The organism is Pseudomonas oryzihabitans NBRC 102199 (assembly GCF_000730625.1).
Taxonomy (GTDB): Bacteria; Pseudomonadota; Gammaproteobacteria; order Pseudomonadales; family Pseudomonadaceae; genus Chryseomonas; species Chryseomonas oryzihabitans.
In genome coordinates this window covers 590,068-604,759 of record NZ_BBIT01000005.1, presented here as the reverse complement: position 1 = coordinate 604,759, position 14,692 = coordinate 590,068, and the positions used below count along the sequence as shown (strand labels likewise).

Here is a 14,692-nt window from a genome sequence, read left to right as displayed (position 1 = left end):
CAGGTCACGGCAACGGGCAGAATCATGATCATCGTCAATTCCCGCTTCATCACCCAGGATCTTCGCGGCGTTCAGCGCTTCGCGGAATGCATCTCGCTGGAGCTGGCGAAGCTGAGATCCGACCTGCGCTTCGTCGCGCCGCCCGGCGCCGTCAGGCCCGAGGTGGCCAAACGGCTGGGCATCGAAGTCATCGGCACCCGCCAGGGGCAGCGCTGGGAGCAATGGGATCTGCCGAACTGGCTGAAGAGCCAGGGCAGCCCCCTGCTGCTGTCGCTGTGCAGCACGGCGCCGCTGCTTTACACCAACCAGATCGCCACCCATCACGACATCAACTACGTGCGCTTTCCCGAGAGCTATTCGTGGAAATTCCGCACCTCGTACCGCTGCCTGATCCCCATGCTGCTCAAGCGCTCGAACGCCCTGATCACCGTGAGTGAATTCTCCCGGGACGAGATCTCGCGCTTCTATCGCTATCCGAGCGACTCGATCACGGTGGTGCCCAACGCCGTCGCCGATGCCTTCACCCTGGAGCCGCGGATCGATCGCGCCGAGACCCCCTATCTGCTGGCGGTGTCCTCGCCCAGCTACCACAAGAATTTCTCGCGGATGCTGGAGGCCTTCGCCGCCCTGCCGCGGGATCTGAAGGTCGAGTTGCGCATCGTCGGCGACAGCCACGCCGTGTTCGGTCAGAACGACCTGGCGACCCTGGCCGCCCGGGATTCGCGGGTCAAGCTGCTCGGCCGCATCGACGATGCCGAACTGGCACGCCAGTATCGCCAGGCCACCGCCTTCGTCTTTCCGTCGCTCTACGAGGGGTTCGGCATCCCGCCCCTCGAAGCCCAGGCCTGCGGCTGCCCGGTGATCTCGGCCAACACCGCCTCCATGCCGGAAGTGCTGCAGGACAGCGTCCTCTACTTCGATCCCTACGAGACGGCCAGCATCACCCAGGCGATGCGCACCATCCTCCAGGACGCACCGCTCAGGGAGGCGCTCCGCGCCAAGGGCCTGGCCAACATCCAGCGCTTCAACTGGCAGACCTCGGCGAGAAAGGTCTCCGACCTGCTGGACAGCGCCCTGGCGACCACCACGAAGGTCACGGCCAGAGCCGCCTGAAACGACCCCACAACAACAATTCAGCGATCAAGAACTCATGGAAGAGACAAGCAACGCCATGGCAGGCCAGAGCCGTTCCTCTGTACCCCTGACGCTCGACGACTCGAGTGTGTCCGGGCGCGTCCTTCAGGTCGCTGATTGCCACCGGCTGCCCAGCAGCTCGGACGCCACCGCGGCAGAGACCGCGGAGCGTCCGGAAAACGCCGAATGTTTCGAAACGCCTGCAACAGACGCCGTCTTTGCACCAAGCCCAACCATCAAGTTGCATGAACTCGACAGCGCTTCGGACGAGATCGAGATTACCCGGCTGCCCTGGGGATATGCAGTGACCAGAAAGACCCGCACTCCATGATTCAGCACCAGCACTTGATTTCATTTCACGCTTAAGGAAGACGACATGAAAATCGCCATCGTTCACGATTGGTTGGTAACCTTTGCTGGCGCCGAACGCGTGCTCGCCGAACTGCTCGACATCTGGCCGGAGGCAGACCTGTTCAGCGTGATCGACTTCCTCTCGGACGAGGATCGGGCGCAGCTGCAAGGCAAGCAGGCGACCACCACCTTCATCCAGCGCCTGCCCCAGGCCAAGAAGCGCTATCAGACCTATCTGCCACTGATGCCGCACGCCATCGAGCAACTCGACCTGTCCGGCTACGACCTGATCATCTCCAGCAGCCATGCGGTGGCCAAGGGCGTCCTGACCGGTCCGGACCAGCTGCACATCAGCTATGTCCACTCGCCCATCCGCTATGCCTGGGACCTGCAGCACCAGTACCTCAAGGAAGCCGGTCTCGACCGCGGCCTCAAGGGCAAGCTGGCGCGCGTCATCCTGCACTACGTGCGCATCTGGGATCAGCGCACCGCCGCCGGCGTGGACGCCTTCGTCGCCAACTCCCACTTCATCGCCCGGCGCATCAGCAAGGCCTATCGCCGCGAAGCCAAGGTCATCTATCCGCCGGTCGACATCAGTCGCTTCACCCCCAGCGGCGGCAAGGAGGACTTCTATCTCACGGCGTCGCGCATGGTGCCCTACAAGCGCATGCCCATGATCGTCGAGGCCTTCAGCTCGATGCCCGACAAGAAGCTGGTGGTGATCGGCGCCGGCCCCGAATTCGAGAAGGCCAAGGAAGTCGCGGGCCCCAACGTCACCCTGCTCGGTTACCAGGACTTCGACTGCATGCTCGACCACATGCGCAGAGCGCGGGCCTTCGTCTTTGCCGCCGAGGAAGATTTCGGCATCACCCCCATCGAAGCCCAGGCCTGCGGTACCCCCGTCATCGCCTATGGCCGGGGTGGCGTCCTGGAAACCGTGCGCGGCCTCGATGCGCAACACCCCACCGGCGTCTTCTATCCGGAGCAGACCGCTGCCTCGCTATGCGCCGCCGTGCGCCAGTTCGAGGCCCTGGAAACGCCGATCAGCCAGCAGGCGTGCCGGCAGAATGCCGAGCGCTTCGCCACCAAGCGCTTCCGTCAGGAAATGCGCGCCTTTGTCGAGGCCCGGGTCGCTGCGCTGCATCTGCCCGCCGATCTGGATCTGGAGATCGTGACACCCTTTCCCAGCAAGGCTCTGCAACCGAGTTCGCTGAGCACCGCCTGATGGTTACTCCTTCACGTCCATGAATTCCCGCGCCCAGACTCGATACTCCTGCAGGGTCGAGTACTTGGTGGAGAGTTCGGACGCGGACAGGTCGGACGCGGTGATGTCGCGCTGCTCTCTGAGGCAGTCGTAGGTCGCCTTGATCGCCGCGAAGTAGGCCGCATGCCCGTTCACCACCACCCGGACCCCGGCCTTGGCCAGGCGGGCGTTGTCGCGCAACTGGGGATTGCCGTAGGTCACCAGCATTACCGGCACGCTCAGGTGCTGGGTGATCTCTTCCAGATGAGCGAAATCGCGAATGCCGACCATGCAGATACCGTCCGCACCCGCGGCCTCGTAGGCCTTGGTGCGGGAGATGACTTCCTCGGTGCTCAATTCGGTGGCGTTGGTGCGGGCGAAGATGCTCAGGGCCTCGTCGATACGGGCTTCCAGCGCACCCTTGATCTTGCCGATGCCTTCTTCGACGCTCACTAGATCCGTGGACTTGCGACCATAGCCGGCCGGCAGCACGGTGTCCTCGATGGTCAGGGCAGCCACCCCGGCGCGTTCGAGTTCGGTGATGGTGCGCATCACGTTCAGCGCATTGCCGTAGCCGTGATCGGCGTCGGCGATGATGGGCAGCCGAGCGACCCGCCCGATGCGCGTGGCCTGCTCGACGAACTCGCTGAGGGTGATCAGGGCGAAGTCCGGCGCGGCCAACACCTGCAGGGAAGCCACCGACCCGCCGAGGATGCCCATTTCGAAACCCAGGTCGTTGGCGATACGCGCCGACATGGGATCGAAGACGGACGCCGTGTGATAGCAGCTGTCCGATTTGAGCAGGGCTCTGAACGCTAGACGCAGCTTGTGCGGGGAGGTTGGCTTCATAGGATTTTCCTTCTGGGATATACCGAACAGACAATGTTAGCGCGACAAGTACTGGTCACACGACCGGATGTCCGGCTTTGAGATAAATCGATTCATCCAACTGACCCACGGTCGTCGCCTGGCCTCGCTCTTCGAGAGCCGCAGGCCCCGCGTCGAACGTCAAATGAATGCGGATCGGCAGCGCAGCCAGCCACCTGGCCAGGCGCGGGAAATTTCGATACCCAAGCATGCCCGGGCGAAGTGACAATAGTGGCCAGGCCTTGCCTTCCTGCCAATCCCGTCACTGCATAATGCCATCATGCTCGCCGCTGCTTTCCTCGAACGCTTCACCGCCCTGGATCTCTTTCTGACCCGCCATCAGCACCTGTGGCGACCCAGACCCTTCGTCGAACGGGAGCTGGCCTGGGAATCGAGCCATGCGGAGCTGGCTCGCTGGCTGCGGGCCCGCAGTCTGGAGGAAGCCGAGGCCGCCCATAATACCCCTCAGCTGCTGGCCGCACCTGAGCCCTTCCGCTCCCTGGCAGAGACCTCGCTGGCGCTCAGTCAGGTCCACGCCTACCCAGACGCTCCTGGCCGCACCTTGTCCGGCAGGCAAGACGTCGACGTGCCGGGGCGCAAGTGGCTGCAGATCGAAGCCTTCAGTCGCAAACTGGACTTCCGGCAACCGGTGCAGCGCTGGGTCGACTGGTGCGCGGGCAAGGGCCACCTGGCTAGGCACCTGACCCATCAGGGTGCGCCAGCCGTCTGCCTGGAGTTCGACGCGGCCCTGGTCGAGGAGGGCGAAAGGCTCAGCCACCGGGGCCGGGCCCCGGTGCACCATTATCAGGCCGATGTGCTCCAACCGCTGGCAGGCGACCAGCTCGGCAGTCGCGACACGCCCGTCGCCCTGCACGCCTGCGGCGACCTGCACACCCGGCTGCTCAGGGTGACGGCAGCGCGCGGCTGTCAGCAACTGGCCCTGGCGCCCTGCTGCTATGACCGCATCTCCACCGAGGTGTATGACCCGTTGTCCACCGCGGCGCAGGCCTCGGCGCTGCGCCTGGACCGCGAAGCCCTGCGCCTGGCGCTCTGCGAAACCGTCACCGGCGGGCAGCGGGTGCGGCGGGACAGGGACCTGTCCATGGCGCGACGCCTGGGATTCGATCTCCTGCAACGCGAACTCAGTGGGCGCGACGTCTATCTCAATACGCCGCCGCTACCCAGCCACTGGCTGCGCCAGCCCTTCTCGGCGTTCGGTGCGGAGCTGGCGCGGCGCAAGGCGCTGAAGCTTCCCGCGGCGATCGACTGGCCGCTGTGGGAACGTCGAGGCTTCCAGCGGCTGGCAGAAGTTCGTAATCTCGAACTGCTGCGCGGCCTGTTCCGCCGCCCGCTGGAACTCTGGCTGGTGCTGGACCAGGCGCTGTTCCTACAGGAACAAGGTTACAGTGTGACGTTGGGGACCTTCTGTCCGGCCAGCCTGACACCCCGGAATCTGCTGCTGAGCGCGGAAAAACCCTGCCCGGCATAGGCCTACAGCCGCTCTATCCTGCACGTTTGTCGGAATCTGAGCTGAGGAGTGTAAAAAATACCTTTTGGTGATGGACTTCTCACAAAGTCTGCACAATAGTTAGGTTGCAATCTCGCAAAAAAAGCAGGAATAACAAAAATGCGCTACTACCTGCCCGTTTGGACCGGCGTTGCCGGTTGCCTCGTCTTCGCCCAAGCCCAGCTGCCCTGGCTTGCGGTGGCCTCGCTCCTCGTCAGCTGGTCGTTCCTGTTGTTCTCCCACGACAACTCGAGAAATTCAGCCTGGCACTCCAAGATTTCCAACCTTCCCGTCAATTCCCCCCTGAGTTTTCAGTCCCATCATCGCCATTGAGGCGTGTTTCAGGCCAGGGACTGGCCTACACCCGACCTGACCGGTCTGGCTGTCTCATTGTTTGGTGAATCAGCTCACAATTCCCACATCCCGCGTTAAAGTCCGACGGAACGTTTTCCTGCCTTCCGCTGCCCGGGCAAGCCACTCATCGCACCCTGATGCGAGAGAAGTGTGCCAGCCGTCCGCCCGCGCTGTGACGCACTCCCCCCTTCTTCACTTCCCCTCCTCCGCCGTAGCCCGACTGGCGTGCTATTTGCCCTGATCTGGGCCAACTCGACAGCGCCTTCCCGCCTTTTTACCGTGTGAACCTCTTTATCAGTGCCGAGTCCTAACGTCGCTACAGCCATCATGGCATTTAGCGATCGGTGGTCAGTCATCGGTCCTAGAGCGCCATAGTGAACATTTCATACGCTGGTAGCTGCCTCGCCCAGTTGAAAGTTCGTGCACGGTATACGCACAAGGATGGAACCATGAATTTGAAAGAACGCGGCATTTTGCATACGAATTCCTCGGCAATCTCGCTCGCACACCGCCTGCTCGACCTCGCCGTGATCACGCTGAGCGCCTATGTGGCAGGCACCTGGGCGTCGGAAACCGGCATGCGTCCCGAGCATTGGGTCGTCATCTTCCTGTCCTTGCTGATCTTCCATTTCCTCACCGAGCTGAACCACGTCTATGGTTCCTGGCGGGGTGAGCGCATCACCGACGAACTGCTCAAGATCGCCACCTACTGGGTGCTGACCTTCGCGACCGTGTTCATGGTCGACTACTTCTTCTTCGATCAGTCCTATCTCTCGCCTGGCGTGATGCAGGGCTGGTTGGGTCTGACGCTGGGCACGCTGTGCGGCTATCGCGTGCTGCTGCGCTCGATCATGCATTCCCTGCGCAAGGCCGGCATCAACACCCGCAACGTCGCCATCGCCGGCAACGGTATGGTCGCCCAGCGCCTGGCGCACACCATCAGCACCGCCCCCTGGATGGGCCTGCGCATCGCCGGTTTCTACAGCGACAACCAGGACACCGGTGAAGAAGGCGTGCCCAGCCCGGCGCTGAATGGCGGTCTGGATCGCCTCATGCAGGACGTTCGCTCCGGCCAGGTCGACAAGGTCTACATCACCCTGGGCATGGCCGATCAGAGCAAGATCAACTGGCTGGTCCAGGAGCTGAGCGATACCACCGCGTCGGTCTACATCATCCCGGACATCTTCATGTTCCACCTGCTGCATGCCCGTAGCGAGAGCCTGGACGGCCTGCCCAGCATCAGCATCTTCGATACCCCGATGGATGGCGCCAGCCATATCGTCAAGCGTATCGAGGACATCGTGCTGTCTTCGATCATCCTGGCCATGATCTCCCTGCCCATGCTGGCCATCGCCATCGGCATCAAGATCACCTCGCCCGGTCCGATCTTCTTCAAGCAGAAGCGCTACGGCATGGACGGCAAGCCGATCGAAGTGTGGAAATTCCGCAGCATGAAGGTCATGGAAAATGGCGCCAAGGTCACCCAGGCGACCAAGAATGACTCCCGCATCACCCCGTTTGGTGCATTTTTACGACGTACGTCTCTCGATGAATTGCCTCAATTCATTAATGTACTCCGCGGCGAAATGTCCATCGTGGGTCCCCGTCCCCATGCCGTCGCTCACAACGAGCAATACCGCAAGCTGGTGCAGGGCTACATGCTCCGCCACAAGATGAAGCCCGGCATTACCGGTTGGGCTCAGGTCAATGGCTGGCGCGGCGAGACCGACACTCTGGACAAGATGCAGAAGCGCGTCGAGTTCGATCTGGACTATATCCACCACTGGTCCTTCTGGTGGGACGTCAAGATCATCTTCCTCACGCTGTTCAAAGGCTTCATCAATAAGAACGCATACTGAGTCTGGCCGGGGCCGTTGGCCCCACTACTCAGCACGACGATCTGGAGCCTGGACTCCCGACTCTAATTACATCGGCAGCGAGCAACTCCTGTACGGGCTTTGCTGGGCTATCTGCCGTCGATACCTGTTGTCCGGACAACAGGAAGGTTTTTGAAGAATGATCAAGTCGATATTGGTTGTATGCGAAGGGAACATCTGTCGCAGCCCGGTCGCAGAAGCACTACTGGCCAAGGCGCTGGAAGGCCGTGACGTCCAGGTCGGTTCGGCCGGCATAAGGGCGCTAGTGGGCCACGGCATGGAAAAGACCGCTCAGGAGGTATTGCTACGGGAGAACGGCATCGATTTCACCACCCACAAAGCTCGCCAGGCGGATGCAGAGATGCTGCGCAAGGCGGATTTGATTTTGACCATGGAAGAGTTCCACTCACGCTCCGTCGAAAGTATTGCTCCTGAAGTCAGGGGTAAGGTTTTTCTGATCGGGAAATGGTTGAGCAATCAAGAAGTACCAGACCCTTATCGCCTTTCTAAAGAGATGTTTCAAAATGTCCAAATACTTTTGACGCGCTGTGTAGACAGTTGGCTTCCATACATCAAATAGGGAAGAAGGAATTTCATGACCACGATGCCTCGCTTTACTCCCGAAGTTAAAAATGAGTCGGATATCAACTTCTCCGCACTCTTCGGAATGTTGATCGATTACAAATGGCAACTGCTGTCGGTAATCGGCATTTTCGCTGCGCTCGGTATTGGCTACGCCATCCTGGCCACGCCGATGTATTCGTCCAACGCCATGATCCAGATCGAAATGGAGAAGAAGGGCGTTACCCGACTGACCGACCAGACCAGCGGCATGCCGCCGCCCATGCCTGAGGCGGTGACCGAGATCGAGCTGCTCAAGTCGCGCTCGGTGATCGGCAAGGCGATCGAGAACCTCAAGCTGGATATCGAGGTCAAGCCGCGCTATTTCCCGCTGATCGGCAACTTCGTCGCGCGCCGTTTCGAGCCGCAGAATGAAACCGACGTCGCCTCTCCCCTGCTCGGCCTGAACAGCTTCGCCTGGGGCGGCGAGAAACTGGTCATCGACCAGCTGGAAGTGCCGGACAGCAACCTCGACAAGCCGATGAAGCTGAAGGTCGAGGACAACCAGAACTTCACCGTCTTCAACGCCGACGACGAAGTGGTACTGCACGGTGGCCTCGGCCAGCCGGTGAGCAATGCCGGTTACCAGATCAAGGTGACTACGCTGCAGGCTCGCCCCGGCACCGAATTCACCATCATGAAGAAGCGTTTCTCCAAGACCATCCAGGAATACCAGGGCCGCATCGTCGCCGGTGAACGCGGCAAGATGTCGGGCATCATCGGTGTCGGTCTGCAAGACGCGGATCCGCTGAAGGCCCAGGCCATCGTCCAGGAAGTCGCGGACATCTACGTTCAGCAGAACATCGATCGCAACGCCGCCGAGTCCACCCAGAGCCTGGAATTCCTGCGCGCCCAGATCCCGGTCGTGAAATCCGATCTGGAAAAGGCCCAGTCCGCGCTGAACTACTACCAGACCAACAAGAAGTCGGTCGACATCGACAGCGAGACCAAGGGTGTCCTGGAACAGACCGTTGCCCTGGATAACCAGATCTCCGAGCTGAACCTCAAGCGCACCGAGATGGACCGCAAGTTCACTCGCCAGCACCCGGCCTACCAGGCGCTGATGAGCCAGCTGGGCCAACTCCAGGCCGAGCGCGCCAAGCTGCAGAAGCGCGTCGAAGTGCTGCCGGAAACCCAGCAGGAACTGCTGCGCCTGAACCGCGACATCGAAGTGACCGGTCAGACCTATGCGCTGATGCTGAACAAGGCCCAGGAGCTGGAAGTCATTCGCGCCGGTACCGTGGGTAGCGTCCGCATCATCGATAACGCCAACGCCAACGTTGACGATCCGTCCGCCCCCAACAAGCCGCTGATCATCGCCGTCGCCATCATCCTGGGCGGCATCGTCGGCCTGGCCATCGTCTACACCCGTCACACCCTGCGTCGCGGTGTCGAGACCCCGGAAGCCATCGAGCAGATCGGCCTGCCGGTCTACGCCTCGATCCCCTACAGCAAGAACCAGGCGGACACCACCAAGGTACTGGGCACCAAGCAGCCGGGCGAGTCCTCGCTGACCGCCCTCACCCATCCGACCGATCTGAGCACCGAGGCGCTGCGCAGCCTGCGTACCAGCCTGCACTTCGCCATGATCGAGGCCAAGAACAACATCCTGATGATCTCCGGTCCCAGCCCGGGCGTCGGCAAGTCCTTCGTGTCCTCGAACCTGGCCGCGGTGATCGCCGAGTCCGGTCAGCGCGTCCTGCTGATCGACGGCGACATGCGCAAGGGCTATCTGCACAAGCTGATGAACACCAAGCAGCAGGACGGTCTGTCCGATCTGCTGAGTGGCCGCATCGCCCTGAACGACGCCATCAAGAAGACCGAAGTCGGCAGCCTGGATTTCGTCTCCTGCGGCCAGTTCCCGCCGAATCCGTCGGAACTGCTGATGAGCCTGAGATTCACCACCGTGCTGAAGAAATTCAGCGAGCTGTACGACATCGTGATCATCGACACCCCGCCGATCCTGGCGGTGACCGAGGCCGGCATCATCGGCAGCCACGCCGGTACCAGCCTGATCGTCGCACGTTTCGGCGTGAACAGTGTCAAGGAGCTTGAGGCGACCAAGCGCCGCTTCGACCTCAACGGCATTCCGCTCAAGGGCGTGATCTTCAACGCCGTGGAGCGCAAGGCCAGTAACTACGGCTCTTACGGCAACTATCACTACTCTTACGAGCAGAACGCCAAGAGCTGATGCACGACCCGGCTGGACGGCCCGAGCGCCGTCCAGCCAATCCCTTCAGGGATCGCGGCAGTATTCGTACAGGCGCATCGAACAAGAAACTACCTCACACAGCGATTTCGAAGGGTTCGCTCCTGAACCCGGCCACGCTTGGCAGCCTTGGATCTCGACGCTGTACCGGATTGATGATTCTGAAGAATAGGAACACGCCAATGAACGTAGTCATGGTGCTCAACTACAAGGCCCCCAACGAAACCATCAGTTGTGTGGAGAGCATCCTCAAGCACTGCCCGTCCATCGATCACGCGGTGGTGGTGGACAATGATTCCCAGGACGGCTCCATCGACGTCCTGCAACGCTGGCAGGCCGACAACGGCCTGAGCCAGGTCACCGTGCTCGCCAGTCCGCGCAACGACGGCTATGCCGGTGGCAACAACTACGGCATGCGCTGGGCGCTGGACAACCTGGCGGTCAAGCATTTCTGGGTCGTCAACAACGACGCCTACGTCAAGGACGATGCCTTCGCCCCGTTGCTGGCCGAGCTGCAGCGCGCGCCCAAGACCATAGTCGGCTCGGTGATCCTGAGCTCCCAGACCGGTCGCCTGGAATGCTATGGCGGCGGCATCCTCTACCCGCTGCTGGGCAAGTCCAAGCTGCTGGGCAAGGACATCGCGGTCAGCGACATCGCCAAGCTCGATCGTGAACCCGACTACATCATGGGTTGCAGCATGGCCTTCTGCGCCAGCCTGCTGACCGAGATCGGGTTCATGGACGAAGCCTACTTCATGTACTCCGAAGAAGTGGACTGGCAGTACCAGGCCAAGCGCAAGGGCGTCGCCCTCAAGGTGCTGCGGGAGAGCCAGCTCTATCATTACGGCTCGATGAGCTCGGGCGGACGCAGTGCCTTCTATCACTACTTCCGTAATCGCGCCGCGACCCGCTTCAATCGCAAATTCCATGGCACGCCCTACGCACTGGTCTCCGCCGTGCTGCTGTCCGGCATCACCGTGCTCAAGGAATTCAAGAATCCGAAACTGGCCTGGTCCGGCGTGAAGGGCGCCTTCAAGGGAGCGACGATGCATGTCTAACCTACGCACCCAAGCCTTTGGTATCGACTTCTTCACCGGTACCAAGGACGAGCTGATGAGCTCGATCAGCCAGGACATCCACCGGCCCTACAGCTACATCGTCACGCCAAACATCGACCATGTCGTGCAGCTGCAGAGCAACCCCGACATGCGCGAGTCCTACCAGCGCGCCGGCAAGCGCATCTGCGACAGCCGGATCCTGATGCCCATCCTCAAGTCGCTGGGGGTGGCCGTACCCGAGGTCATCACCGGCAGCGATCTGACGCTGAGCATCCTGCGCAAGGCCAACGACGAACGCCTGTCGGTGGTGTTGATTGGTTCGAGCGAGAATGACGTGGGCAAGCTGCGGCGGATGTATCCGCACATGCAGCTGGCGCACTACAACCCGCCGATGGGCTTCATCAACGATCCGCTGGAAACGCAGAAATGCGTCGACTTCGTGATGCAGAATCCGTCGGAGTTCATCCTCTATGCCGTCGGGGCGCCGCGTCAGGAAAAGCTCGCGCGGCAGATCGACAGCAGCAAGCGCACCGGCGTCGGCCTGTGCATCGGCGCGTCCATCCTGTTTGCCGTCGGCACCGTCAAGCGGGCGCCGCGCTGGATGCAGAAGGCCAAGCTGGAGTGGCTGCACCGGATGTGTTCGGAGCCCAAGCGGCTGGCCAAGCGTTACGTGCACGATGCGGTGAGCATCCTGCCCATCTATCTCAAGGAACGCAGCAGTCGACGCACCTGAGGGGCTGCCCCGCAGCGTTCTCAGCCGCAAGGAAGATGACCACCGGACAAGCAGTCCGGTGGTCCCGTCTGGATGGGTAGGTCTATGAGCATTCTCCGTAAAAGTACCGTTTCCTTCGTTCTCCTGGTTCCGTTGCTGATCCTGCACCTGGACGTGTTCGGCGAAAGCCCGCACAACCCGGTCGGCATCCTCTATCTGAACGAGTTGTACCTGGCCATCTGCATGGCCTTCACCTTTTTCTACCTGCTGACCAGCATTGGTACCCAGCAGCGCGAATTCAAGATCCTAATGACCTACGCCGTCTATTCGTCGGTGGTCTTCATCGGTCTGCCAGCGATCTTTTCCTTCCTGTTCTACGGCCAGCCGCTGGTCTACGGCCTGATCGAGGAGCGGCGGATCCTGTTCAGCTTCGGCTTCGCCACCCTGATGTTCCTGGGGCGCAACATGAGCGCCTCGCAATTCGAGAAGGCCCTGCTGATCACCGCGCTGCTGGCCGCCGTCATGGCCTGGATGTTCAAGTTCGGCGTGCTGCCGGACCTGCGGGACAAGCAGTCCTCCTTCGACCGCCCGGACCGTTCCTCCATCGGTGCGCCGGCGCTGTGCCTGGCCTACTTCTACTGCATCCAGACCTGGAACAAGGGCATCTCGCCGATCGATGGCTCGGCGCGCAGCAAGACCGTGCACATCGTGCTGGCCATGGTGTTCCTGCTGACCCTGGTGTTCGGCACCCAGACCCGGCAGCTGATCGTGCTGGCGCTGGTGTTCACCGTGTTCTGCCTGAAGAGCAAGTCGATCGTCTGGATCTGCGTCTCCGCGCTGCTGCTATCGCCCTTCTTCATCTTCCCGGACCTGATGAAGGTGCTGGGGTTGAACCTGGACTTCTATGCCCAGTCGGTGCAGGACGGCCCCACCGACGGGGTGCGCGAGCAGACCATCGGCTACATCTTCTCCCACCTCAGTCAGAACCACTGGTTGCCGAGCGGCTCGCTGTCGCTGATGTGGAACAACGGCTTCATCCCCTACTTCGGTGAGTACTTCTTCCTTTCCGACGTCGGCGTGTTCGGCACCCTGTTCCGCTTCGGCTTCCTGGCCTTCATCATCATCCCGGTGTCGCTGTTCCTCTACTATCGCTGGGCGAAGATGCTGCACCCCGATACCGGTTTCGTGGTGACCGCCACCCTGGCGCAGCTGGTGATCTGGCCGCTGGCCGGTTTCTTCGAGTACCTCCAGGCCACCATCTGCTACCTGCTGGTGATCCAGGCGCTGCGTGCGCTGCACCATTACAGCTCCGCATCCGTCCAGGAGACCTACGTCAGCAGTCCCTACCCGCGTCCGAGCAGCCAGCTGGCTCGCCCGGTCTGATCCCGCGTGCCGCCCGACGTCGGTCGGGCGGCCTCAAGGAGTTTTCACCCCCACGATGTCGATGATCAAAAACAGCACCTGGAACATCCTGGGTGTCGTCATTCCCAGTGCCATCGCGCTGCCCACCATGGGCGTGCTGTCGCGCCTGCTCGGGGTCGAGCAGTTCGGCCTGTTCACCCTGGCCTTCGCCATCGTCGGCTATGCCACCCTGTTCGATGCCGGCCTGTCGCGGGCGGTCATCCGCGCCGTGGCCATGCACCATGGCGACAAGGGACTCAACCGGCTGGTCATGGGCACGGCCACCGGCGCCGTCATCGGCCTGAGTCTGCTGGCGACGCTGCTGCTGTGGTTCGGCGCGGGCAAGGTGGTGAGTCTGCTGCACGTCTCGCCCGAACATTTCGACAATGCCGTGGCCGGCTTTCGCTGGCTGAGCCTGTGCGTGCCGCCCTTCCTGCTGGCGACGGTCTGGTTCGCCTACCTGGAAGGCAACGAGCGCTTCGGTGAATTCAACATCCTGCGGACCTTCTCCAACAGCCTGCTGGCGATCGCGCCGCTGATCGCGGTGCTGATCGAACCGAGCTTTTCCGCCACGGTGATCGGTCTGGTGCTGGCGCGGGTGGTGTCCATGGCGCTGGCCTACTGGCCGCTGCACAAGGACTTCCCGGAAGGCATCCGCACCTTCAAGGTCGAGGTGTTCAAGGAACTGCTGAAATTCGGCAGCTGGATGACGGTGAGCAACATCATCAGTCCGCTGATGGTCTACTTCGACCGCTTCGTGCTGTCGCACATGGTCGGCGCCAGCCGCGTGTCCTTCTATACCGCTCCGGCCGAAGCGGTCTCGCGGATGCTGATCATCCCCAATGCCGTGGCCCGGGTGGTGTTCCCGCTGCTGAGCAAGAGCGGCGACGACGCCGCGCGCCAAGCCAACAAGGCCTTTTGGGGCTTGCTGCTGATCAGCCTGGCGATGGTGCTGCCGATCCTCATCCTGGCGCCCTGGATCATGACCGTGTGGATGGGTCCGGAGTACGGCGGCGATGCCGCGCAGATCCTGCGCATCCTGGCGGTGGGTTTCATCTTCAACGCCCTGGCGCAGATTCCCTTCGCCAAGATCCAGGCCCGCGGCCATTCGCGGACCACGGCGATGATCCATCTCGCCGAGCTGCTGCCCTACCTGGGTCTGCTGGTGGTGTGCATCCAACACTTCTCCATCATGGGCGCCGCCATCGCCTGGACCATCCGGGTGACCGTGGACTACCTGGCGCTGGAATACTTCGCCCGGCGCACGCCGCCGCTGCAACCCACGCCGGTCTACCAGCAGAGCTCCTGAGGGAGCCCTGTCCAGACGAACTTACGCAACACACGAGAGGTGCTGTCCG

Annotated in this window: 13 protein-coding genes; 12 read left to right on the top strand and 1 reads right to left on the bottom strand. The window is 61.8% G+C overall.

The window, feature by feature from the left end:
* The first annotated feature begins 24 nt into the window (after positions 1-24).
* Genes POR01S_RS09050 through POR01S_RS09040 form a run of 3 tightly spaced genes read left to right on the top strand, consistent with a single transcriptional unit; the run spans position 25 to position 2,710 of the window.
* On the top strand, positions 25-1,113 hold the full coding sequence (locus POR01S_RS09050; RefSeq protein WP_042135271.1) for a glycosyltransferase family 4 protein: 1,089 nt from the start codon (positions 25-27) through the stop codon (positions 1,111-1,113).
* Positions 1,114-1,150: 37 nt separating this feature from the next.
* Positions 1,151-1,465, top strand: coding sequence for a hypothetical protein (locus POR01S_RS09045; protein ID WP_042135269.1), 315 nt, complete (start codon positions 1,151-1,153; stop codon positions 1,463-1,465).
* A gap of 45 nt (positions 1,466-1,510) precedes the next feature.
* A complete protein-coding gene (locus POR01S_RS09040; RefSeq protein ID WP_042135267.1) occupies positions 1,511-2,710 on the top strand; it encodes a glycosyltransferase family 4 protein in 1,200 nt (399 codons plus the stop codon).
* Positions 2,711-2,713: 3 nt separating this feature from the next.
* Here POR01S_RS09040 and POR01S_RS09035 read toward each other — a convergent pair whose 3' ends face one another.
* Complete coding sequence (locus POR01S_RS09035; RefSeq protein WP_027598153.1) at positions 2,714-3,577, bottom strand: isocitrate lyase/PEP mutase family protein; 864 nt, start codon at positions 3,575-3,577, stop codon at positions 2,714-2,716.
* Positions 3,578-3,875: 298 nt separating this feature from the next.
* Here POR01S_RS09035 and POR01S_RS09030 point away from each other — a divergent pair, with 298 nt between their 5' ends.
* From POR01S_RS09030 to POR01S_RS08990, 9 genes are all read left to right on the top strand, one after another.
* The gene (locus POR01S_RS09030) at positions 3,876-5,084 is read left to right on the top strand and encodes a methyltransferase (RefSeq protein ID WP_081875191.1); all 1,209 of its coding nucleotides are present in this window, start codon (positions 3,876-3,878) and stop codon (positions 5,082-5,084) included.
* A gap of 138 nt (positions 5,085-5,222) precedes the next feature.
* A complete protein-coding gene (locus tag POR01S_RS09025) occupies positions 5,223-5,435 on the top strand; it encodes a hypothetical protein (protein WP_027598151.1) in 213 nt (70 codons plus the stop codon).
* Positions 5,436-5,905: 470 nt separating this feature from the next.
* Positions 5,906-7,315, top strand: a complete 1,410-nt coding sequence (locus POR01S_RS09020) for an undecaprenyl-phosphate glucose phosphotransferase (protein ID WP_007161398.1) — start codon at positions 5,906-5,908, stop codon at positions 7,313-7,315.
* A 157-nt stretch (positions 7,316-7,472) separates the two neighbouring features.
* Positions 7,473-7,913, top strand: coding sequence for a low molecular weight protein-tyrosine-phosphatase (locus POR01S_RS09015; protein ID WP_027598150.1), 441 nt, complete (start codon positions 7,473-7,475; stop codon positions 7,911-7,913).
* A gap of 15 nt (positions 7,914-7,928) precedes the next feature.
* The gene (locus POR01S_RS09010) at positions 7,929-10,145 is read left to right on the top strand and encodes a polysaccharide biosynthesis tyrosine autokinase (protein ID WP_027598149.1); all 2,217 of its coding nucleotides are present in this window, start codon (positions 7,929-7,931) and stop codon (positions 10,143-10,145) included.
* Between the two features lie 200 nt (positions 10,146-10,345).
* Complete coding sequence (locus POR01S_RS09005; protein WP_027598148.1) at positions 10,346-11,221, top strand: glycosyltransferase family 2 protein; 876 nt, start codon at positions 10,346-10,348, stop codon at positions 11,219-11,221.
* Positions 11,214-11,954 (top strand): WecB/TagA/CpsF family glycosyltransferase, encoded by a 741-nt coding sequence (locus tag POR01S_RS09000; RefSeq protein ID WP_027598147.1) that lies wholly within the window; start codon positions 11,214-11,216, stop codon positions 11,952-11,954. The genes POR01S_RS09005 and POR01S_RS09000 overlap by 8 nt, the downstream gene beginning before the upstream one ends.
* A gap of 84 nt (positions 11,955-12,038) precedes the next feature.
* Positions 12,039-13,316 (top strand): hypothetical protein, encoded by a 1,278-nt coding sequence (locus tag POR01S_RS08995; protein WP_027598146.1) that lies wholly within the window; start codon positions 12,039-12,041, stop codon positions 13,314-13,316.
* 55 nt (positions 13,317-13,371) lie between these two features.
* Positions 13,372-14,643: a flippase gene (locus POR01S_RS08990; protein WP_042135263.1), complete on the top strand. Its 1,272-nt coding sequence runs from the start codon at positions 13,372-13,374 to the stop codon at positions 14,641-14,643.
* Positions 14,644-14,692: the final 49 nt, after the last annotated feature.

Coding starts and splice junctions, on each gene's coding strand:
- POR01S_RS09000 (WP_027598147.1), top strand. CDS start 11,214: ATGTCTAACCTACGCACCCAAGCCTTTGGTATCGACTTCTTCACCGGT.
- POR01S_RS09020 (WP_007161398.1), top strand. CDS start 5,906: ATGAATTTGAAAGAACGCGGCATTTTGCATACGAATTCCTCGGCAATC.
- POR01S_RS09025 (WP_027598151.1), top strand. CDS start 5,223: ATGCGCTACTACCTGCCCGTTTGGACCGGCGTTGCCGGTTGCCTCGTC.
- POR01S_RS09015 (WP_027598150.1), top strand. CDS start 7,473: ATGATCAAGTCGATATTGGTTGTATGCGAAGGGAACATCTGTCGCAGC.
- POR01S_RS08995 (WP_027598146.1), top strand. CDS start 12,039: ATGAGCATTCTCCGTAAAAGTACCGTTTCCTTCGTTCTCCTGGTTCCG.
- POR01S_RS09010 (WP_027598149.1), top strand. CDS start 7,929: ATGACCACGATGCCTCGCTTTACTCCCGAAGTTAAAAATGAGTCGGAT.
- POR01S_RS09030 (WP_081875191.1), top strand. CDS start 3,876: ATGCTCGCCGCTGCTTTCCTCGAACGCTTCACCGCCCTGGATCTCTTT.
- POR01S_RS08990 (WP_042135263.1), top strand. CDS start 13,372: ATGTCGATGATCAAAAACAGCACCTGGAACATCCTGGGTGTCGTCATT.
- POR01S_RS09040 (WP_042135267.1), top strand. CDS start 1,511: ATGAAAATCGCCATCGTTCACGATTGGTTGGTAACCTTTGCTGGCGCC.
- POR01S_RS09005 (WP_027598148.1), top strand. CDS start 10,346: ATGAACGTAGTCATGGTGCTCAACTACAAGGCCCCCAACGAAACCATC.
- POR01S_RS09050 (WP_042135271.1), top strand. CDS start 25: ATGATCATCGTCAATTCCCGCTTCATCACCCAGGATCTTCGCGGCGTT.
- POR01S_RS09045 (WP_042135269.1), top strand. CDS start 1,151: ATGGAAGAGACAAGCAACGCCATGGCAGGCCAGAGCCGTTCCTCTGTA.
- POR01S_RS09035 (WP_027598153.1), bottom strand. CDS start 3,577: ATGAAGCCAACCTCCCCGCACAAGCTGCGTCTAGCGTTCAGAGCCCTG.